Source organism: Phyllobacterium sp. TAF24 (assembly GCF_052113785.1).
GTDB lineage: Bacteria > Pseudomonadota > Alphaproteobacteria > Rhizobiales > Rhizobiaceae > Phyllobacterium.
In genome coordinates this window covers 127,021-148,553 of the sequence record NZ_JBFRDN010000008.1, presented here as the reverse complement: position 1 = coordinate 148,553, position 21,533 = coordinate 127,021, and the positions used below count along the sequence as shown (strand labels likewise).

The 21,533-nt window shown below is 55.9% G+C and carries 18 protein-coding genes; 9 read left to right on the top strand and 9 right to left on the bottom strand.

The window, feature by feature from the left end:
* Positions 1 to 471 precede the first annotated feature (471 nt).
* Positions 472 to 1,083 (bottom strand): TetR/AcrR family transcriptional regulator, encoded by a 612-nt coding sequence (locus AB4Y96_RS09780; protein ID WP_441917001.1) that lies wholly within the window; start codon positions 1,081 to 1,083, stop codon positions 472 to 474.
* 117 nt (positions 1,084 to 1,200) lie between these two features.
* On the opposite strand from AB4Y96_RS09780, the gene AB4Y96_RS09775 reads away from it, so the two are divergent.
* Positions 1,201 to 2,418 (top strand): MFS transporter, encoded by a 1,218-nt coding sequence (locus AB4Y96_RS09775; protein ID WP_441916999.1) that lies wholly within the window; start codon positions 1,201 to 1,203, stop codon positions 2,416 to 2,418.
* A gap of 207 nt (positions 2,419 to 2,625) precedes the next feature.
* Positions 2,626 to 3,810, top strand: coding sequence for an adenylate/guanylate cyclase domain-containing protein (locus AB4Y96_RS09770; protein ID WP_441916998.1), 1,185 nt, complete (start codon positions 2,626 to 2,628; stop codon positions 3,808 to 3,810).
* Between the two features lie 3 nt (positions 3,811 to 3,813).
* Here the strand turns inward: AB4Y96_RS09770 and AB4Y96_RS09765 are convergent, their stop codons facing one another.
* Positions 3,814 to 4,266: a GatB/YqeY domain-containing protein gene (locus AB4Y96_RS09765; RefSeq protein ID WP_091877947.1), complete on the bottom strand. Its 453-nt coding sequence runs from the start codon at positions 4,264 to 4,266 to the stop codon at positions 3,814 to 3,816.
* Between the two features lie 307 nt (positions 4,267 to 4,573).
* Here AB4Y96_RS09765 and carA point away from each other — a divergent pair, with 307 nt between their 5' ends.
* A complete protein-coding gene (carA, locus tag AB4Y96_RS09760; RefSeq protein ID WP_091878508.1) occupies positions 4,574 to 5,803 on the top strand; it encodes a glutamine-hydrolyzing carbamoyl-phosphate synthase small subunit in 1,230 nt (409 codons plus the stop codon).
* Between the two features lie 429 nt (positions 5,804 to 6,232).
* On the opposite strand, the gene AB4Y96_RS09755 is transcribed toward carA, so the two are convergent.
* Positions 6,233 to 7,153 (bottom strand): aldo/keto reductase, encoded by a 921-nt coding sequence (locus AB4Y96_RS09755; protein ID WP_441916995.1) that lies wholly within the window; start codon positions 7,151 to 7,153, stop codon positions 6,233 to 6,235.
* Positions 7,154 to 7,321: 168 nt separating this feature from the next.
* Between AB4Y96_RS09755 and AB4Y96_RS09750 the strand changes: the two genes are divergently transcribed.
* Together AB4Y96_RS09750 and AB4Y96_RS09745 are read left to right on the top strand one after the other, a co-directional pair.
* The gene (locus AB4Y96_RS09750; protein WP_441916993.1) at positions 7,322 to 7,795 is read left to right on the top strand and encodes a nuclear transport factor 2 family protein; all 474 of its coding nucleotides are present in this window, start codon (positions 7,322 to 7,324) and stop codon (positions 7,793 to 7,795) included.
* A 3-nt stretch (positions 7,796 to 7,798) separates the two neighbouring features.
* A complete protein-coding gene (locus AB4Y96_RS09745; RefSeq protein ID WP_441916991.1) occupies positions 7,799 to 8,353 on the top strand; it encodes a TetR/AcrR family transcriptional regulator in 555 nt (184 codons plus the stop codon).
* On the opposite strand, the gene AB4Y96_RS09740 is transcribed toward AB4Y96_RS09745, so the two are convergent.
* Complete coding sequence (locus tag AB4Y96_RS09740; protein WP_441916989.1) at positions 8,348 to 9,619, bottom strand: TCR/Tet family MFS transporter; 1,272 nt, start codon at positions 9,617 to 9,619, stop codon at positions 8,348 to 8,350. The genes AB4Y96_RS09745 and AB4Y96_RS09740 overlap by 6 nt on opposite strands.
* Before the next feature lie 523 nt (positions 9,620 to 10,142).
* Entirely contained in the window at positions 10,143 to 10,607 is a 465-nt protein-coding gene (locus AB4Y96_RS09735) for an Lrp/AsnC family transcriptional regulator (RefSeq protein ID WP_441916987.1), read from the bottom strand.
* Between the two features lie 146 nt (positions 10,608 to 10,753).
* On the opposite strand from AB4Y96_RS09735, the gene AB4Y96_RS09730 reads away from it, so the two are divergent.
* Positions 10,754 to 11,476 (top strand): aspartate/glutamate racemase family protein, encoded by a 723-nt coding sequence (locus AB4Y96_RS09730; protein ID WP_441916986.1) that lies wholly within the window; start codon positions 10,754 to 10,756, stop codon positions 11,474 to 11,476.
* A gap of 323 nt (positions 11,477 to 11,799) precedes the next feature.
* On the opposite strand, the gene ypfJ is transcribed toward AB4Y96_RS09730, so the two are convergent.
* Positions 11,800 to 12,756, bottom strand: a complete 957-nt coding sequence (gene ypfJ / locus AB4Y96_RS09725; protein WP_091877953.1) for a KPN_02809 family neutral zinc metallopeptidase — start codon at positions 12,754 to 12,756, stop codon at positions 11,800 to 11,802.
* 370 nt (positions 12,757 to 13,126) lie between these two features.
* Here ypfJ and carB point away from each other — a divergent pair, with 370 nt between their 5' ends.
* Positions 13,127 to 16,609: a carbamoyl-phosphate synthase large subunit gene (gene carB / locus AB4Y96_RS09720; protein ID WP_441916984.1), complete on the top strand. Its 3,483-nt coding sequence runs from the start codon at positions 13,127 to 13,129 to the stop codon at positions 16,607 to 16,609.
* A gap of 43 nt (positions 16,610 to 16,652) precedes the next feature.
* Here carB and AB4Y96_RS09715 read toward each other — a convergent pair whose 3' ends face one another.
* Complete coding sequence (locus AB4Y96_RS09715; RefSeq protein WP_175540513.1) at positions 16,653 to 17,030, bottom strand: DUF1801 domain-containing protein; 378 nt, start codon at positions 17,028 to 17,030, stop codon at positions 16,653 to 16,655.
* A gap of 29 nt (positions 17,031 to 17,059) precedes the next feature.
* Positions 17,060 to 17,407, bottom strand: a complete 348-nt coding sequence (locus AB4Y96_RS09710; protein WP_091877956.1) for an ArsR/SmtB family transcription factor — start codon at positions 17,405 to 17,407, stop codon at positions 17,060 to 17,062.
* A 238-nt stretch (positions 17,408 to 17,645) separates the two neighbouring features.
* On the opposite strand from AB4Y96_RS09710, the gene AB4Y96_RS09705 reads away from it, so the two are divergent.
* Positions 17,646 to 17,972: a putative quinol monooxygenase gene (locus AB4Y96_RS09705; protein ID WP_091877957.1), complete on the top strand. Its 327-nt coding sequence runs from the start codon at positions 17,646 to 17,648 to the stop codon at positions 17,970 to 17,972.
* A gap of 162 nt (positions 17,973 to 18,134) precedes the next feature.
* On the top strand, positions 18,135 to 19,010 hold the full coding sequence (locus tag AB4Y96_RS09700) for an NAD(P)H-binding protein (RefSeq protein ID WP_441916982.1): 876 nt from the start codon (positions 18,135 to 18,137) through the stop codon (positions 19,008 to 19,010).
* A gap of 451 nt (positions 19,011 to 19,461) precedes the next feature.
* On the opposite strand, the gene AB4Y96_RS09695 is transcribed toward AB4Y96_RS09700, so the two are convergent.
* On the bottom strand, positions 19,462 to 21,246 hold the full coding sequence (locus AB4Y96_RS09695; RefSeq protein WP_091877959.1) for an ABC transporter ATP-binding protein/permease: 1,785 nt from the start codon (positions 21,244 to 21,246) through the stop codon (positions 19,462 to 19,464).
* Between the last annotated feature and the right edge of the window lie 287 nt (positions 21,247 to 21,533).

Here is a 21,533-nt window from a genome sequence, read left to right as displayed (position 1 = left end):
GCGTTCTCCTTTGGATCGCCCGTCTTTCCCACCTTTCAATAGCCAGACGCGAAAGCGGGCGTGGTAACGGGGAAAGCATGTTCCCAAACTGCAATGTTGGAGGATGCAATCACCCCCCTCTGCCCTGTCGGGCATCTCCCCCACAAGGGGGGAGATCAGCTGTCTGTACTGCCTTTGCACAATCTGAAACATTTCCGGTTGTGCAAAGGCGTTCATGTCGATGTGATCTCCCCCCTTGTGGGGGAGATGTCCGACAGGGCAGAGGGGGGTGAGCGCCGCGGGTACATGGTGCGTGGTTCGACAGGCTCACCATGAGGGAGAGCGGTGGATGCAACGATAATCGCCAACTTTGCGTATCACAAAGATTGCAGAATAAAGCTCCCCTCACCCTGAGCCTGTCGAAGGGCCTCATGGTGAGCTTCCTGAGCTTGTCGAAGGGCGAACCGCACGCACAATCGGCAATGCAGCGCGCTACTCCGGCTTGCCCATTGTCCCATCCGCAAGCAAGCTGTTCAGCAGTTCCTTGATCGCCTCGACAGCCCGGCGTGAGGTGGCTTCCGGTTCGGGCGAGTTGGCAATCCACGAGGCGGCATGCAGCAGAGCACCATTCAACAGGCGTGCCAGCGCCTCGGGATCACCCGGTTTGATAATTCCATCCGCATGCAGACCCTCGAGACTGGCCGACATGGAGCGGATGCATTTGTTCTGGTTGGGCCAGATTGCCGGATCGCCAAGGACGGAAGGACCATCGCGCAGGACGATGCGCTGGATTTCCGGCTCCAGCGCCATTTCCAGATAGGCAGTACACTCATCGACAAATCCCTGCCATTTGCTTGCCGATTTGCTGGAGACTTCGAGCAGGCGCGTATCCATCTCCGCATCGATCTCGGCAATAACCGCTTCAAGCAGTCCCTTTTTGTCACCGAAATGATGATAGAGTGCACCGCGTGTCAGACCGACAGCGGATGTAAAGTCATCCATGGAAGCATCGGCATAACCCACCGTGCCAAAAGCTCCTCTTGCCGCAGCAACCAGCTTGGCGCGCGTTTCTGCAATCATTTCGGCGCGAGGTTTATGAGCCATACAAATTCCCTTTACATACACAGCGTATATTAATTGACATACGCTGCGTATGCAACTATCTAATAAACATACGCTACGTATGTAAATGCGAGTCTTCGCTTATAAGGAATGTTCGCCATGACCAATGCTTATCGGGATATTTTCAGAGCCCCCGGAAGTTTCGCCTTCTCCGCATCCGGATTGATCGCGCGCCTGCCTGTTGCCATGATAACCCTCGGCATCGTTACGATGCTTTCGCAAACCCATGGCGCCTATTGGCTGGCGGGCGCTGTATCGGCTGCGTTCGCCCTTTCCAATGCGCTGATTGCCCCGCAAGTCTCGCGGTTCATTGATCGGTATGGACAGCGGCGCGTTCTTCCCCCTGTTACAATCATCACCATTCTTGCACTGACAGCGCTGATGTTGTCGGCGCGCTATGGCGCTGCCAATTGGGTGCTGTTTCTTTTCGCCATTCTGGCCGGTTTCATGCCAAGCATATCGGCCATGGTCCGGGCGCGCTGGACAGAGATTTATCGCGACACACCCAAACTCCACACCGCATTTGCGCTGGAATCAGTTGTCGATGAAATCATTTATATGCTGGGACCGATCATCTCGATCGGACTGAGCGTTGCGCTTTTCCCGGAAGCCGGTCCACTGGCGGCAACGCTGTTTCTGGCAGTTGGCGCACTTCTGTTCATTGCTCAAAGATCAACGGAACCGCCTGTCCATGCCCAGGATAAAAGCAAAGGCACTTCGGTTATCCGCCTTCGCCGCCTGCAATGGATCGTGCTGACCTTGATCGCGATTGGCGCCATCTTCGGCACCGCAGAGGTGACAGCTATCGCCTTTGCCGAGGAACACGGACAAAAGGCAGCCGCCAGCATTGTTCTGGCCAGCTATGCCGCTGGCTCACTGATTGTTGGTCTTGTCTTCGGTACGCTCAAATTCAAACAGTCTCTACAGGCGCAATTTCTATATGCCATCACTTTGGCAATGCTGACCACGCTGCCGCTGCTCTTCGTCACCAATATCCCTGCGCTTGCAGTGATATTGTTTCTTGCCGGTGCGGCCGTATCACCGACCATCATTATCTCGATGGGCCTGATCGAACGCCTTGTCCCACCATCAAAACTCACCGAAGGCATAACCTGGGCCATGACGGGTATCGGCATTGGAATGGCATTGGGTTCGTCAGTCTCCGGCCTTGTCATTGATGCCTATGGCGCGCGCTACGGCTTCTGCGTTTCCATCGCCGCTGGTGTCATCGCCCTGATAATTGCAATGATGGTGTACCGGAACGCACGAGCGACATGCGCCACCAACCTTGAAGCGACCGTTTCAGTGCCCTGCTGAAAACGGCTTCTCCTTGTTCCTATCGTCTGCATCTGCCTTACAAACATAGGAGCATCGCACACCGCGATGCTCTTTTTATTTGAACATACGCAAACCGGCGGGTTCTGTTGACGGTGGTATTTTTGGAATTGGATGCATTAAGATTGCTGGAAGATTGCTGGCAATTCTGAATAAAAATTCGCATGCCCGTAGAACAGGACAGAGAAAATGAAGCCGAACGAAACCGACTATCTCGCCGCGTCCTTTCTGCAGATTAGTCAGGATCTGGTCAAAGCATCGCTTAGCGGAATGACGGATATCGAGATTACAACGGTTCTGGGCACGGATTTATTGAACGCCGGAGTGAACATCTCAACCATTGAGATTGCGTGCGATGTCGTTGATCCTGAAGTGGAACTGCACCGGGTGCGATGGCACAGCCATACGGCCAATGCCGCAAAGACTGACCTTTCTGTCCATGTTTTCCCTTATATGCTGGAAGAGGAAATAACGGTGCTACGGCTCAACGCCGAAAGCGATAGATTTGCATCGGTGCTGCAAGGCAGAGGAACAGACGCCATTGCCTTCGCGAACCATCTTGAGCCTGATGTCACGATTGGTTTTTTTGATGATGTGATGAGCTTTTTCATCACACAAGAGCCCGGTGGCTTTAAACCTTCTGATATCGACCTGCTGCATCTCGTGACGCCCGTTTTTGCACTGGCGTTGGGCGCCCGATTAAATGCCGCCGCTGCCCGCACGCTGCTCCAGACCTATCTTGGCAGCAATGCTGCGACTGCCATGCTCGACGGGCGCGTGGGTCTGGGTGAAGTCGAGCAAATCAGCGCCATCGTGCTTTTCTGCGATTTGGTCGAGTTTACCCATATGACGGAGATGCTGGACGCCCAATCGCTCATCAGCAATCTCAATCTTTTCTTCGAAACGGTGACAAGACCTCTGTCGCGCGCCGGTGGGCAGGTGTCGGGCTATGTTGGCGATGGTGTCGTGATGTTTTTCCCGATCACCGATCCTGCCAATGAGGGCGCTTTGTGTGCCACGGCAGTAAACGCTGCGCTGGAAGGACTGAAAGCGCTGGACATGCTGAATGATGATCCGTCACGAAACAACAGACCATCATTGCGCGCCCGTATCGGGATCGACTTGGGAAAAGTCGTGCATGGCAATATCGGTTCGGCTGGCCGATTCTCATTTACGATCATCGGCTCGCCTGTCAACCGGGCTGCCCGGCTGCAAGCCCTCGCCAAAGAGGTTGGTGCGGAATTGCTCATGACCGCCAACCTTGCCGACAAAGCCAATATACAAGGTAGCTCATTTGGCAATCATGCGTTGAGAGGGTTTGACAGTCCTGTCGACGTTGTCGGGTTCGGCAACCCGCATACCGTCAAACCCTAGAAATCACTGGAGGATTTCCTTCACAATGCCGCTGGCCTTGGTGAAGTCCATCTGCCCAGCATATTTTTCCTTCAGCGCATTCATGCACTTGCCCATGTCGCGCAAACCGCCGGCACCGATTTCATCGATGACCTGCGTGCAGGCCTGACGGATATCGTCTTCGCCAAGCTGCTTGGGCAGAAAACCGCTGATGATCTCGATCTCGCTGCGCTCCTGCTCAGCCAGTTCAAGGCGGTTGCCTTCCTCGTAAAGCTTCGCGGATTCTTCGCGCTGCTTGATCATCTTGGCGAGAATCGCAGTGATCTCATCTGAAGTAACCGGGTCCTTGCCCGATCCACGATTGAGAATATCCCGATCCTGAATAGCGGCCATGATCAGGCGCAGCGTTGAAACGCGGCGCTTGTCCTGTGCCTTGACGGCTGATGTCAGTGCCCCGGCGATAGTATCGCGCAGCATAGCGTATTCTCCTTTTTCCGCGCACACTACCGGTGGGTCCGAGCGAAATCAATCATCGTGGCAGGTGGGGTTAGCACCGAAATCCACGAAGAGTTTTCGTGTCGCAATTGACCGGAAGCGCGGTTTTCTTTAAGGTCCGTGACCTAGCCAGACATTTTGGGTTGTTGCTGCGGTGGTAAGGTCAATCGACCACCGCGTTCAGCCATGTCATATGGAATACCGAAGGGCATTTTTCAATGCCCAATCAATAACGACGACGCCAGTCTACATTCAGGCCCATATTCAGGCCCATATTCAGGAGTGCCGCATGACAACCACAGACGCAGGGGCAAAAACTGCAGCCTGGACAGAATTCAAGCCGACAGCGGTTCTGGTTCTGGCCGACGGAACGGTTATCGAAGGCAAGGGCCTTGGTGCAACCGGCGCCTGCGAGGCGGAAGTCTGCTTCAACACCGCGCTAACAGGCTACGAGGAAATCCTTACCGACCCCTCCTATGCGGGCCAGATCGTCACATTCACCTTCCCGCACATCGGCAATGTCGGCACCAACAAGGAAGACATTGAAGACCTGCACCCGGCCAACCGCGCCGGTGCCGTCGGCGCCATTTTCAAGGCTGACATCACGGCACCCTCAAGCTACCGCGCTGCCGAACACCTCGACCATTGGTTGAAGGCACGCGGCGTGATTGCGCTTGCCGGTGTCGATACCCGTGCGCTCACCGTTCTCATCCGCGAAAAGGGCATGCCCAACGGCGTTATCGCCCATGACCCGGAAGGCAAATTCGACATCCCTGCCCTGACCAAACGCGCCGCCGCCTGGCATGGCCTTCTCGATCTTGATCTCGCCAAGGATGTTACATCAGGCCAAAGCTCGGTATGGACCGAGAAGCCATGGGTGTGGAACGAAGGTTTTGACCAGCAGACGGCACCTGATTTCCATGTGGTCGCCATCGATTACGGCATCAAGCGCAATATCCTGCGCCTCATTGCCGGGCTTGGTGCCAAGGTCACCATCGTTCCGGCAACGGCAACGGCTGATGATGTTCTCGCCCACAAGCCAGACGGTATTTTCCTGTCAAACGGTCCCGGCGATCCCGCTGCAACGGGTAAATATGCGGTTCCCGCCATTCAGGAACTGATCAAGACAGATATTCCCGTCTTCGGCATCTGCCTTGGTCACCAGATGCTGGCGCTCGCGCTCGGTGGGGATACCAAGAAAATGCATCAGGGCCATCACGGTGCGAACCACCCGGTGCGCGACGACACAACGGGCAAGGTGGAAATCGTCTCGATGAACCATGGTTTTGCCGTGGATGCAGATTCATTGCCCGATGGGGTCGAAGAAACCCACGTATCACTGTTTGACGGCAGCAATTGCGGCCTGCGTGTAACAGGCAAATCGATCTTCTCGGTGCAGCATCACCCTGAGGCATCGCCCGGCCCGCAGGACTCGCATTACCTGTTCCGCCGGTTCGCCAATCTGATCCGCGCCCGTCAGGGTCTGGAACCCCTACCCGAACGCGATCAGGCTGCCTGATCGCGGAGCTAAACCGCTTAGCTTTTTCCCACTGAGCGTGGGCGTGGTTCGTGGTTCGACAAGCTCACCATGAGGGAGATGGGGGATGCAACGCTAATCGCAAAGACTGCAGAACTTGGCAGCCTTCAACCTACCCCTCTCCGTCGTCCTCGACACCTCAACCCTCTCCGTCATCCTCGGGCTTGACCCGAGGACCCACGACAAAGGGGAAGGAACGACTGCAATTTTCGTGCTTCTCGATCATGGGTCCTCGGTCATCCTCGGGTTAAACCCGAGGACTGAGGATGACGGAGAAGGGTGTGGGTTGAAGGCTGCCAAGTTCTGCAATCTTTGCGATTAGCATTGCAGCACCTCTCTCCCTCATGGTGAGCTTGTCGAACCACGAACCACGAACCACGCCCCCAACCCACCAACCAGACGAATACCGAACTAAGCCACATCCTCACCGGTGCTGGCTTTCAGAATGGCAAACCATTGCTGGCGCTCAAGTTTGATATCGAGTGCTGACACCATCTTTGCCAGACGATCGCGCTTCAGGCTACCAAGCACTGGAATGAGTCGCGCCGGATGCTTCAGGAGCCAGGCGATGGCAATCGCCGAGATATCATCAATACCCAGCTCATCACCAACAGCTTTCAGCGCAGCACGCACCCGCTGTTCCTGCTCACCTGTTCCGGTGAACAGGCTGCCGCCACCCAGCGGTGACCAGATCATCGGCGAATAGCGCAGCCGCTGGGCATGGTCGAGACTGCCATCGGTCAGCGGCGCCGTATAGGTTACCGACATCTCGATCTGGTTGGTGACAAGCGGGAATGGCAGGCGCGAGGTCAACAGATCCATCTGCGACGGGGTAAAATTCGACACGCCCACGGCGCGCACTTTTCCCGCTTTCACCACGTCCTGCAATCCCGCTGCCGTTTCATCCGCATCCATCAGCGGATCGGGACGATGCAACAGCAGCACATCGATATAATCGGTCTTGAGGTTCTGCAACGAACGATCCACCGAAGTTTTGATATGCGCTGCGCTGGTATCGTAATGTTTAACCCGGTTTTGCGGACGCTCTGATGAGGTCAGCATGATATCGCATTTGGTGATCAGCTCGATGGACTGGCGCTTGCCGCTCCAATCGGCAAGACCTGCACCGAAAGCCGCCTCAACGCCGTAATTGCCATAAATATCCGCATGATCGATGCTGGTCAGTCCGAGATCAACAGCCTCGTCAATCAGCCGCGCCACCTCTGCCGCGGTCGGTTTTGCACCCTGATCCAGCAGCCGCCACGCACCCAGCACCAGCCGGGACAGCGACAGACCTTCGGAATTAAGCGAAATACGTTTTGCGTCGGACATGGGAAACCTCATTGCATCAGGTGGGACAGGTTGCATAGCGCAAAGCGACGACCAATCAAATAGGAGCAGATCTGATTTCTGAACCGACGATTGACAGCTTCGATCAACGATTGTACTTATCAATACAGACTTTACCAATCAGTACAACTCGTTTAACAGGAGCGTACCATGTCTGAACAGCGTCCACCCCTTCCGCCCTTCACCCGCGAAACCGCCATCCAGAAAGTTCGTGCAGCTGAAGATGGCTGGAATACCCGCAATCCGGAACGGGTGGCGCTGGCCTATACAGCCGATAGCTATTGGCGCAACCGCGCCGAATTCGTGCAGGGGCGCGAGGCCATCGCCGCATTTCTTGCGCGCAAGTGGAACCGTGAACTGGATTATCGTCTGATCAAGGAACTCTGGGCCTTCACCGATAACCGCATCGCCGTGCGTTTCGCCTATGAATATCACGATGATTCCGGCAACTGGTTTCGCGCCTATGGCAATGAGAACTGGGAGTTTGACGCAAACGGCCTGATGCAAACGCGCTTTGCCTGCATCAACGATCTGCCGATCAAGGAATCCGAGCGAAAGTTTTTCTGGGACCGCTCCGGACCGCGCCCGGCGGATCATCCCGGATTGACCGAACTGGGCCTCTGAGACATGGCACGAACAATCGCCGAGCGCGCCGATGTCATTCCCGCCCTGGCTGAAACCTTCCGTGAATACGGTTTTGAAGGCGCAAGCCTTTCGGTGATTGGCGAAAAGACCGGTCTTGGCCGCGGCAGCCTCTATCACTTCTTTCCCGGCGGCAAGGACGAGATGGCAACGGCTGTGTTGCAGCACATTGATGCGTGGTTTGAAGAGCGCATCTATCGCCCGCTGCGCCAATCGGATGATCCGCAAGCGGCGATCAGCGCGATGTGCCGGGCCGTGTCGGATTATTTCCACTCGGGGTGCCGCGTCTGCATTGTCGGTGCCTTCGCCCTCGATAATGTGCGGGACCGTTTTGCCAGCGCTATTCTTGACTATTTCGCTGTCTGGCAAAGCTCCCTTGCCACGGCATTGCAAAAGGCCGGTCATGAACAGGATCAGGCCATCGATCTTGCCGAGGAAGCGGTTGCCAATATTCAGGGCGCGCTGGTTCTTGCCCGCGCACTCAATGATCCAGCCATATTCGAGCGCGCGATGATCAGGATCGAGAAGCGCTTGCTATGAAGCTTCACCGGACACCAAGGCACCCGGTTCCAGCGGTTCATGTGTTGCTATGGCGGGCTTCTCCACGCGCAGCACAAAGACCGCCACGGCGATGACAACAAAAATTCCGCCAAGCACATAGGGCGCACCGCCAAAGGCAAAAGGTGCCGTCGGTGCCGTGAAAATCGCAAATATCTGGGTGAAAATCAGCGGGCCGATCACATTGGTGATGCTGAAGAGGCTGGTCATTGCACCCTGCAATTCGCCCTGCTCGGAAGGCGGAACCTTGGCAGAAGCAATGCTGCGCATGGCTGGATCGGCAATGCTTTCAAGGCAGGTCGCGACAATCACCGCATAGACCATCCAGCCCTGCCACGCGGCGGCATAACCGAAGAAACCCAGCGCCGTGAAAACCAGCCCGATCACCGCCGTGCGCCACTCACCAAACCGCGCCACAACCCGCGGCAGGATGAACACCATAACCAGCGCCCCGCCCATGCCGAAGACACCCAGCGACAGGCCAATATCCCGCTGGTTCCAGCCATAGCGATAATCGCTGACAAACGACCAGACGGACGGATAGGCCATGTGGCCAAGCGTCAGCATGAAGAACACGAGCCCAATCCACAGAATGCCCTTATGACCGCGCATCTGCTTCAAGGCGCCGAGCGGGTTGGCGCGTTTCCAGTCGAACGTCCGGCGGTTCTTCACATCAAGCGTTTCCGGCAGGAAGAAATAGGCAACGATGAAATTGAGGAACGCGATCAGCGCCGCACCATAGAAGGGCACGCGCGGACCAAATTCGCCCAGCAACCCGCCAATGATCGGGCCGAGAATAAAACCCACACCGAACGCAATGCCGAGCAGGCCAAAATTCTTGGCGCGATTATCGTCCGTACTCACATCGGCAATATAGGCTGATGCCGTGGAGAAGCTCGCGCCACTGATACCCGCCAGCACACGTCCGATAAAGAGGATGCCGAAACTGGTTGCAAGCGCGCAGATCAGGTTGTCGATGGCGAAGGTGAACACCGAGGCCAGCAGCACCGGACGACGGCCATACCGGTCACTCAGATTGCCGATCAGCGGCGCAAAGACAAATTGCATGGCCGCATAGACAAACAGCAACCACCCGCCATCAATCGCCGCGTGGCTGACATCGGACCCCGTCAATTCTTCCAGATAGGCAGGCATGACAGGCACGATGATCGCAATGCCAATGACATCAAGAAGAAGCATGACAAAGACAAGTGTCAGCCCACGCTTGGCAAGAACGGGATCAATCATCGGAAACCCTCAACTGGCATTGCGGAGCAAATAGGCCCGGAAAATGGTCTTAAACGATTTGGGCCAGCGAAACAATACGTGAACATTATTGAAAGGTGGTGCCGTTTGAGGGGGATGATTGAAGTTGATTGTGCGATGCGACCGTCACCCCCCTTTGCCCTGTCGGGCATCTCCCCCACAAGGGGGGAGATCAGCCTTCACTACTGCCTTTGCAAAATCTGAAACTTTTCCGCTTGTGGGAAAGCGTTCATGTCAATGTGATCTCCCCCCTTGTGGGGGGTCCGAAGGACGGGCGAGACCCGTGGCTCGCCCCGGTAGTCCGACAGGACAGAGGGGGGTGAGCGCCACCGCTGCGTTGTTCGTGGTTCGTGGTTCGACAAGCTCACCATGAGGGAGATGGGTGGTGCAAGGGAGCTATATTCTGCAGCCTTTGTGATCTGCAACCTTGGTGATTAGCGTTGCATCCTCCCTCTCCCTCATGGTGAGCTTGTCGAACCACGAACCACTCCCTTATCAACAAACCCTACCGCGCATAATGCGTTGGCAAAGCCGTGGTTGCTTTCAGCGTCTCCATGGAAACCGAGGCGGATATGTCAAAGAACTCAACCTTTTCCACCAGTGTCTTGTAAATCCCGTCATAGGCTTCAACACGCGGCAGAACCAGCTTCAGAATATAGTCGATGGTGCCGGTCATCCGGTGTACCTCGACAATTTCAGGGATATCGATAATGGCAGCGCGGAACTGTTCCAGCCAGTCGGCGGAATGGCGGGCGGTGCGCACGATGACGAACATTGTCGTTGGCAGGCCCATAACGGGCCGGTCGAGAAGAACAACTCTTCGGGCAATATAGCCCTCATCCTCCAGACGCTGGATGCGCCGGGAACAAGCCGACACGGATAGGCTGACCCGGTCAGCCATGTCAGACACCCCTATGGACGAATCTTCTTGCAGCAAATCAAGGATTTTGCGGTCGCGATCATCGAGCATATCAATTCCCAAGCAAAATTTCAGCGTGTATCACTATAGATACGCTTATTTTTTGCGACAAGACAGATTTTATTCGCAAACTTTGCGAACCTTTCGCGCGCTATCCGAACTATTATTCCTGTAATGACTTCAATGGGAGAATAAGAATGCGCACGATTGGCCTGATTGGCGGAATGAGCTGGGAAAGCACTGCGGTTTATTACCGGCAGATCAACGAAGCCGTCCGTATTAGGTTGGGTGGTCTTGCCTCCGCCAAGGTCGCCATGCAGTCGCTGGATTTCTCCGAAGTCGTCGCCCTGCAAAAGAGCGACCGCTGGGATGATGCCGCAGCCCTTCTGTCCGATGCCGCCAAGCGCCTTGAAGCTGCGGGCGCCGATTGCGTGCTCATCTGCACCAACACCATGCATCTGGTTGCTGATGACGTTGCCAAGTCCGTCACCATTCCGCTGATCGATATTCGCCGCGAAACCGGCCTTGTGCTGGCTGCCAATGGCAAGAAGCGCCCGCTGCTTCTGGCAACCCGCTACTCAATGGAGCACGGCTTTTACGCCGATTACATGCGCGATGAGTTCGGCATTGACGTTATGGTACCCAACGAGATTGATCGCGCGAAAATTCATTCGGTGATCTTCGATGAACTCTGCTGCGGTATCGTCAAGCCAGAGTCCCGCCAGGCACTGGAAAAGATTATCGTGCGCGGCAAGGAAGCCGGAGCCGATTGCGTTATCCTCGGTTGCACCGAGATTTGCCTGTCCATCACTGATGACAATGTCGCTCTGCCGGTGTTTGATTCCACAACCATTCATTCCGATGCAGCTGTATCCATGGCGCTGGAACAGGATGCGGCAGCCAAGCAGAACGCTGTTTAATCCTGCATGGTGATAAGTGCGTGGTTCGTGGTTCGACAAGCTCACCATGAGGGAGAGGGGTGATGTAGGGGAGCACATTTCATCTCCCCACCCCACCCGTCATCCTCGGGCTTGACCCGAGGACCCAAGGCAAAAAGCACAAACCGGGTTTCGTAATCTCGGTCGGCTAGTTGGTATATCTCTGTTTTGGAATTGTAATTTTTCCAATGGTGGGTCCTCGGGTCAAGCCCGAGGATGACGGAGAAGTGGATGATCAATATGAAGTGCTTCAATAAGAAAAAGGCGGCATCTCTGCCGCCTTTTGTTTGTGTGAGTGATCGGTCTCAGATACCGCCGCTGAATGTATCGCAGCTATCGAGTTTACCGCTGTCAAAGCCGCGCTTGAACCACGCACTGCGCTGGGCAGAGGTGCCGTGGTTGAAGCTTTCGGGAACCACATAGCCCTGCATCTTGCGCTGCAGGGTGTCATCGCCGATCTGCTTGGCGGCATTGAGCGCCTCTTCCAGATCACCCGCTTCGAGAATACCCTTCTGCTGGGTAAAATGCCCCCAGATACCGGCAAAGCAATCGGCTTGAAGCTCGACCCGCACCGACATGGCGTTGGCATCGGCCTCGCTCATGTTCTGGCGCATCTGGTTGAACTTCGGCAGAACACCAATGAGGTTCTGCACGTGATGGCCAACTTCATGCGCCAGCACATAGGCCTGAGCGAAATCGCCCGAAGCACCAAATTTCTTGTCCAGCTCGTCATAGAAGCTCAGATCGATATAGAGCTTTTTATCACCAGGGCAATAGAATGGCCCGGAGGCCGCACTGGCAAAACCGCAGGCCGAACGAACCTGTCCATTGAACAGAACCATGGTGGGTGGTGGATACTGCTTGCCTTCAGCCTGGAAAATACCGCTCCAGACATCTTCTGTCTCGGCCAGAACCGTTTTGACGAACTGAGTCATCTGGTCGTTCGCCTGGGCAGTAGGGGCCTGACCCGCAGGGCGGGAAGCCGGCGACGTTTCGGTCTGGCTCTGCCCCGGCGCCAGCTGATCGAGCCCGCCATTCACCAGAATCTGCATCGGATCAATATTGGTGCAGAATTTCAGGAACAGGAAAATAGCCGCGAGAATAAGAATGCCGGAGATACCGCCGCCGCGCACTGACTGCATGCCGCCGCCGCTTGGGAAGCGAAATCCACCGCCGCCCGTTCCTCCGGGAGTACCACCATCGTCACCCTCGGTGCGGCGGTCCTCAACATTGTCACTTTGTCTACCGCCTTGCCAGCGCATTACCAACCTCCAGATGAACCCTCAGCCCACAGGCCGATATGCTGCACGTCAACAGTATAGTCCCATATTTGTTCCATGCACGATGCTATTTTCAACTGCTGGCTGCAATCAGTTCATAATCAATTTTCGTGACTGAATAATGCAGCTTGAAGCAGACATTCCATGGCCTTAGCGAGACAAGAGGCCATCAGGCGCAATATCCTGATAAAACTGCGGCGAAAAAGCATGGAATTGTGCGTTTTTGGGGTTACGCAACGCGATCGCTTTGCCTATAAGGCAGCCTTAGCCTCGCATTAGGAATTTTGTGTCTGCCCGTACGGTCAAATCCGTGCGGTTTTTTGCGCAGATACGCTGTTGATAGGAAGAAGCCATGCCAAAACGCACCGACATCAAATCTATTCTGATCATCGGCGCTGGACCGATCATCATCGGTCAGGCATGTGAATTCGACTATTCAGGCACGCAGGCCTGTAAAGCGCTGAAAGAGGAAGGCTACCGCGTCATCCTCGTCAACTCCAATCCGGCCACGATCATGACCGATCCGGAGCTGGCCGATGCGACCTATATCGAGCCGATCACTCCTGAGGTTGTCGCCAAGATCATCGCCAAGGAACGCCCCGACGCCCTGCTGCCGACCATGGGCGGACAGACCGCGCTGAACACCGCCCTGTCGCTGCGCCGCATGGGTGTGCTTGAACGCTACAATGTCGAAATGATCGGCGCCAATGCGGAAGCCATCGACAAGGCCGAAGACCGCGCGCTTTTCCGCGAGGCCATGGCCAAGATCGGGCTGGAAACACCCAAATCCATGCTGGCCAATGCGACCGATGTCAAAAACCTCGACCGCCGCCTACACAAGGAACAGCGCGAAGTTGTCAAAGCCAAATACTCAGGTGATGAACTTGATGCGGCACTCGACAAGCTGGAAACCGAATGGCAGCTCGGCGAAGGCGACCGCAAGCAGCGCTACGTCTCCCATGCGCTGGGGATGGCCGGTGCGGCGCTTGATCATGTCGGCCTGCCCGCCATCATCCGCCCTTCCTTCACCATGGGCGGCACCGGCGGCGGCATTGCCTATAACCGCTCTGAATTTTACGAGATCATCGGCAGCGGGCTTGATGCATCGCCAACCACCGAAGTGCTGATTGAAGAATCGGTCCTTGGCTGGAAGGAATATGAAATGGAAGTCGTCCGCGACAAGGCGGACAATTGCATCATCATTTGCTCCATCGAGAATATCGACCCGATGGGCGTCCACACGGGCGACTCGATCACCGTTGCGCCAGCCTTGACCCTGACGGACAAGGAATACCAGATCATGCGCAACGCCTCGATCGCGGTGCTGCGCGAGATCGGCGTGGAAACTGGCGGTTCAAACGTGCAGTTTGCCGTCAACCCCGAGAATGGCCGTCTGATCGTCATTGAAATGAACCCCCGCGTCTCGCGCTCCTCGGCGCTGGCTTCCAAGGCAACCGGCTTCCCGATTGCCAAGATCGCGGCAAAACTTGCCGTCGGCTACACGCTGGATGAACTTGAGAACGACATCACCGGCGGCGCAACCCCGGCATCGTTCGAACCCTCAATCGATTACGTCGTCACCAAGATTCCGCGCTTTGCCTTTGAAAAATTCCCCGGCGCCGAACCGACGCTGACAACGGCGATGAAATCCGTTGGCGAAGTCATGGCCATTGGCCGTACCTTCAAGGAATCGCTGCAAAAGGCGCTGCGCGGCCTTGAAACCGGTCTGACCGGTCTTGATGAAATCGCCATTCCGGGCCTTGGCGAAGGCAGTGACAACAATGCCATTCGCGCCGCTATCGGCACGCCTACACCCGACCGTCTACGCATGGTCGCACAGGCGCTGCGCCTGGGCCTTTCCGTTGAGGAAGTGCATGAGGGTTGCAAGATCGATCCCTGGTTCCTTGAGCAGATGGCAGAGATCATCGCCACCGAAGAGCGCGTGCGTGAGCACGGTCTGCCGCAGGATGCCCAGAACCTGCGTATGCTAAAGGGCATGGGCTTTTCCGATGCCCGCCTCGGCAGCCTTGCCAAGATCGATGCCAACGACGTGTTCAAGCTGCGCCGGAAGCTGGGTGTGCATCCGGTGTTCAAGCGCATTGACACCTGCGCCGCCGAGTTCGCCTCACCAACAGCCTATATGTACTCGACCTATGAAGTCCCCTTCGCCGGAGCCGTCGCTTCGGAAGCGCAGGTTTCGGACCGCAAGAAGGTTGTCATTCTCGGCGGCGGCCCCAACCGGATCGGCCAAGGCATCGAGTTCGATTATTGCTGCTGCCATGCGGCCTTTGCGCTACGCGATGCGGGCTATGAAGCCATCATGATCAACTGCAATCCGGAAACGGTTTCAACGGATTATGACACCTCGGACCGGCTCTATTTCGAACCACTGACGGCCGAAGACGTGCTGGAAATCCTGCGCACCGAACAGACAGCGGGCACATTGCACGGCGTCATCGTCCAGTTCGGCGGCCAGACACCGCTGAAGCTCGCCGATGCGCTTGAAAAGGCCGGTATCCCGATCCTCGGCACCTCACCCGATGCGATTGATCTCGCCGAAGACCGCGACCGCTTCCAGAAGCTGCTGATCAAGCTTGATCTGACCCAGCCGAAGAATGGCATCGCCTATTCCGTCGAACAGGCGCGCACCATTGCCGGTGAACTCGGCTTCCCGCTGGTCGTTCGCCCGTCCTACGTTCTGGGTGGCCGTGCCATGCAGATCATCCACGACGAGCGCGCCTTGCAGAGCTATCTGCTCGACACGGTGCCCGAACTCGTGCCTGAAGACATCAAGCAAAAATATCCGAATGACAAGACGGGCCAGATCAACACGCTGCTCGGCAAGAACCCGCTGCTGTTCGACCGTTACCTGAGCGAAGCCATCGAAGTCGATGTGGATTGCCTGTGTGACGGCAAGGACACCTGGATTTGCGGCATCATGGAACATATCGAGGAAGCTGGTATTCACTCCGGTGACAGCGCCTGCTCGCTGCCTGTACATTCGCTCTCCGCCGAAATCGTCGAGCAGCTTGAGGCGGAAACCGCTGCACTGGCAAAGTCGCTGAATGTTGTCGGCCTGATGAACGTGCAATACGCCATCAAGGACGGCACAATCTATGTGCTTGAGGTCAATCCGCGTGCGTCACGTACGGTGCCTTTTGTTGCCAAGACTATCGGCAAGCCGATCGCCAAGATCGCCGCGCGCATCATGGCCGGTGAAACACTGGATGAGGCACTTGCCAATTACGGCGGCAAGCCCTCAGGCACCGCGCGCAAGCACATCGCTGTCAAGGAGGCGGTCTTCCCGTTCGCCCGCTTCCCCGGTGTCGACATTCTGCTCGGACCGGAAATGCGCTCGACCGGTGAAGTCATGGGCCTCGATTACGATTACGCCCTCGCCTTTGCCAAGGCGCAGCTTGGTGCCGGTGTTGATCTTCCGCGTGACGGCACATTGTTCGTGTCGGTGCGTGATGAGGATAAGCAGCGCATTCTTGCACCGGTCAAGCGCCTGTCGGAATTGGGCTTCAAGGTTCTGGCGACCGGCGGTACAGCCCGTTTCCTCGCGGAAAACGGCGTAGCGGCCCAGAAGATCAACAAGGTTCAGGAGGGACGTCCGCATGTCGAGGACGCCATCCGCAACCGGCAGGTGCAGCTGGTGTTCAACACCACCGATAGCGCCAAGGCGATCTCGGACTCCAAATCACTGCGCCGTGCCACATTGATGCAGAAGGTGCCTTATTACACCACCCTTTCGGGTGCTGATGCGGTGGCGGAAGCCATTGCAGCGCTCAAAGCCGGTTCGCTCGAAGTGCGTCCGCTGCAGGATTATTTCTAAGACCATATCCGGTCACGGCCCGCGCCGTGACCGGATACTTTTTTCAGTCGCGCTTGGCTTCCTTTGTCGGATCGCCCTTTTCCGCATTGAGCGCCACACCTGCCGTGACAAGCTTGCGGACAATAGCTGTCTTGATCTCGCCCGGTCCCTGAAGTTTTAGCGAAGCCATCAGAAAGCTGCCGCTCTCATCCAGTTTCGGTTCGAGCGACTTCATTTCCGCACCGCGCCACAGGGAAAACGCCACATGCGACTTGTGCGCTTTGAACAGACACACCGGACCATTGGACTCATAGACGGGATGCCCCCATTTGAAGGTCTCGGTAATGCCCTCGACACTCAATATGTCGCGGCGTAGCGCGACAACAGCTTCCGCCTGCCAGCCGCCAAGGCCCGCAATATAATCGTCAACCGTCTTGGCCATATTCACTCCCCTCATGCTTTGGAAATTGGTTAGTTCGGCGTCCCGTTGGGATCACCCTTCTGCAAGGTCTGCAGATAATCTTCAAGCCGGTCGAGGCTCTGATCCCAGAACCGCCGGTAATGCTCGAGCCAGTCGGATACTTCACGCAAAGGTCCGGCCTCCAGACGGCAGGGCCGCCATTGAGCTTCGCGCCCGCGCGCGATCAGGCCCGCCTTCTCCAGCACCTTCAGATGTTTTGAAACCGCTGGCATGCTCATGTTGAATGGCTCGGCCAATTCAGTCACAGATGTTTCGCCTTCGGACAGTCGCGCCAGAATAGCCCGCCGCGTTGGATCGGCGAGAGCAGACAATATGCCACTGAGACGGTCAGGCGTCATCTTTATTACATTACCCTTAGGTTAAATAACCAAATAGTTTAATACTGCAAATCCTATGGGATTGTCAAGATTCGACATTGCAATGGTATCAGAATTGAGAGGTGTAATCTTGATCGATATTCAGCGCTCCAACGAAAAACGCAAAAGGGTGTAAAGCGATCTTTCATACTTCGATCAGGGCCGAAGTATCTCATTGAGATAACGTGCTTAGCTCGTGCGATAACGAGGTAGCAAATAAATGAAAAAGCAATTTTACACATCCGCCGATCTAAACGAGGGTTTCGTTGTTGCGATCAGCATTGAAGCCAAGAAAGGCCAAGAAGAGGCTGTAGGAGCCCTGCTCAAGGGGCTCGTTGCGCCAACAATGGCTGAACCCGGCGTCAAACTCTTCTTGCCGTATCGCTCGCCAACCAACCCGGCCAATTTCTTTCTTTACGAGCTTTATGTCGATGAGGCAGGTTGGCAACAACATCAAGAAACTGAGCACTTCAAAGCAGCCATCGAAAAGCTGCTTCCCCTGACAGCAAAGCGCGAGCGACTGCCATTCGTTCCGTTTTTTGAGTAAACTATTCTTTCAGTTTGGAGCCAACCACGGATCAGCTTCTGCCTATTTTCAGGCATCACCCTCGCTTGGACAAAATGACCTTCAACAGACCGATTGACCTCAACTTAAGTTGAGGTTCTATAAACCACGCTCCTATCGGAATCGACCTATCCAGGAGCAATCATGTTGACCGACATTGAAAGACTAACAGACGCACAGTTTCTCCGGCTGTTTCAGGCAAAACGATTTCTTGTGACAGGCGCGACAGGCAATGTTGGCCGGCATATCGTCAATACACTATTGGAAAATGGCTATCTTGTCCGGGCGCTCACCCGTGATGCGAAGCGCGCCAATTTACCCCGCTGCGTTGAGGTGGTCGAAGGCGATCTGACAAGGCCTGAGACATTCGAGCGGGCACTGGCCGGGGTTGCAGGGCTTCATCTCATCACCATTGGCGGTGATGATTATACACCGCTCGAAAACGGCGACGAAATCGTGCAACTGGCGCGTTGGGAGGGTGTGCAGCGCATCAGCGTGCTCAGCGATGGCCGCACCGGCAGCGTTGAAAAGGCTGTTATGGCAAGCGATGTGGACTGGACGATTTTGCAGCCTGTTGATCTCATGTCCAACACGCTCGGCTGGATCAAGAGCATCAAATCCGCCAATGTGGTGCGTGAGCCCTATGGCCGTATGGCCAAAACGTTGATCCACGAAGCGGATGTCGCTGCAGTTGCCGCAAAAATCCTGAGTGACGGCGGGCATTCGCGCAAAACGCTCAAGCTGACAGGATCAGAAGTCCTGACCATACCGGACAAGATCCGGGCGATCAGCGCCGCCACGGGCAAGCCCATCACATATGTCGAGGTCAGCGAGGAGCATACAAGGCAGTCCATGCGCGAACTCGGCATTGACGAGGATGTCATTGATTACGTGGTGGCATGGAACAGCAACCCGCCAGTGGAAGGCCGTGCGGTGACAAAGAGCGTACAGCAGGTGATTGGCCGCCCGCCCCTAAGCTTCACCCATTGGGTGAGAGAGCATGCTCCGCTGTTTATGTGAGTGGGGAGAGGGTGTGGTTTGTGATGGGTGGGATGTGGTTCGTGGTTCGTGGTTCGTGGTTCGTGGTTCGTGGTTCGTGGTTCGACAGGCTCACCATGAGGGAGAGGGGTGATGCAACGCTAATCGTAAAGATTGCAGAATAAAACTCCCTGCAACCTCACCCCTCTCCGTCATCCTCAGTCCTCGGGTTTAACCCGAGGATGACCCAAGGACCCACGGTTAAGGAGATTGAACGAAATTGGATGCTCGGAGCTTTTAAATTGTGGGTCCTCGGGTCAAGCCCGAGGATGACGGAGAGGGGGGATCTAAGGGAGCCAAGTTTTGCAACGTTGGTGATTAGTATTGCATCACCCATCTCCCTCATGGTGAGCTTGTCGAACCACGAACCACGAACCACGAACAATAGACATGCAAACCTATAGGCGTATCGAAGGACACGTGAACCACGGCCCTAAACCCCGCTCAGGCCCTCTTCTTCCATACCGTGACCGCTGGGATCGCTGATAAAATGCAGCACTTTGGAGAACACATGGTTGGTTTTGTCTTCGCGCCCGATATGCACCACGGTTGACTTGGCGAGTTTATCGCGCAGCACGCCCAGAACGCGGTCATGCGCTTCGGCTTCCATGGCATCAAGCGACTCGTCAATAACAACCCATTGCGGCTTGTGTAGCATCAGCCGGGCGAAGGCCAGAGACTGCTGCTCGTCATCGCTCAGCTCACGATCCCAGCGCGTGCGGAAATCCAGCATGGTTTCCAGCCGATCAAGACCAAGCTCATGCAGGGCAGAGACAAGCTCCGTGTCAGGAAAAGCATCTTTGCCGAGCGGATAGGACATGACCTCCCGCAGACTGCCCGGCGGAAAATAGGGCGAACGCGGCATATAAAGAATTGAGGTGTCCTTTGGTAGGGCGATGTTCCCCGCACCCCATGGCCACAGACCGGCAATCGCGCGGAACAGCAATGTCCTGTCAATGCCGGGCTCGCTGGTGATGAGCACGCGCTCCCCCTCTTTCACCACGGCTTTCTTCTCTTTCAGGCGCACCGTTGCGAGTGGCGCAGTAATCTTCAATCCATCGAAAACCAGCTGATTGCTATCCGATTCCGAGAATTTGATCCGCTGTTCGACGCTGTTGAGCGTGTCCATCGACTGCACCGCCTGACGGAAGGATGTGACACGCAAAAGCGTGGCGCGCCAGTCGGCAATCGCCCCGAAATTATCGACGAACCATTTGAGCGAGGCCTGAAGCTGGTTGAACGAACCAACAGCGATGATCATGCCACCAAAGGACAAGTTGCCGGTGAAATAGACAGGTGCGGCCACCAGATAAGGCGCGACATTGGTGAACCAGCCATAGCCCGATGTAACCCACACAAGTTGCGTCCAGGCGGAAACCAGTTTGCGGATCGCCCCCATCAGGCTGTCGACATCAAGACCGAGCCTCACCTTTTCATCCTGCTCGCCCCGATAGAGCGAAATGGCATCAATATGCTCATTGACGCGCATCAGCGAAAAACGCAGGTCAGACTCGCGCTGATAGCGGTCAGCATTGAGCTTGATCAGCTTACGCCCGACGAACCAGCTGATTGCCGATGCTGAACCCGCATAGAGGATTGCGGCCCAAACCATGTAGCCGGGAATGGAAAAACTGTAGCCATAGACGTTGAAGACAAAGCCGCTGGAAAGCCCCCAGAGCACGCCAATGAAGCTTGCCACCAGAATGGATGCCTGCAGCAGGCCAAGACCAAGATCCGTCGACATTTCAGCCAGGTGGCGCGCGTCCTCATGCAGACGCTGGTCGGGGTTAACGCCGATAGGCCCGGAATTGGAAAGCTTGAAAGCGCGGCGCGGGACGAGCCACTCGCCGATCAGATCGCGGGTCAGGCCCTCGCGCAGTTTCATGCGCGTCATCTGGTTGAACCACGCCTGCGCCACGGCCAAGATCAGGAGAACAATCGCAATACCCAGAAACACCAGCAACTCATTGACAAATGCCGGGAAATCCCGATGGGAAAGCGCATCAAGAAAGCGCCCGTTCCATTGGACGAGGCGGACTTGTCCTGCCGATGTGATGATGATGATGGCAAACAGGGTCAGCAGCAGCAATATGAGCCGATTGCGGACGGGTGAGATCCAATAAACGTCGAGGATAACGCGAAGCTGAGAAAGAAGTCCCACCTGCACTTCGCCGGCAACAGCGATGGCGGACGTCTTGCTCTGTTTCTCTTCCGCCATGAGTTAGCCCCCGTGGACGACCATGATTCGCCACATCCACTCTACCATCAAAGGTTGCCAGCAAGGTTAAATTGCACGGGATAACGTGCTGGATTTCCCCAGCGCAAGTAAGGCTGAATTTCGCCTAATCAAGGGCAGAAGCGTGACCCCAACAATGTGCGGTTTTGAATCCGGCTTGTTTCTGCTCCGATTCTGTCTTATGTATCCCGCATCGATTTATCGGTCGAGTGACTTTGCGACCCGCGCAACCTGTTGCGCTTCCTGATGAACTCCATTGCATAGGTTCG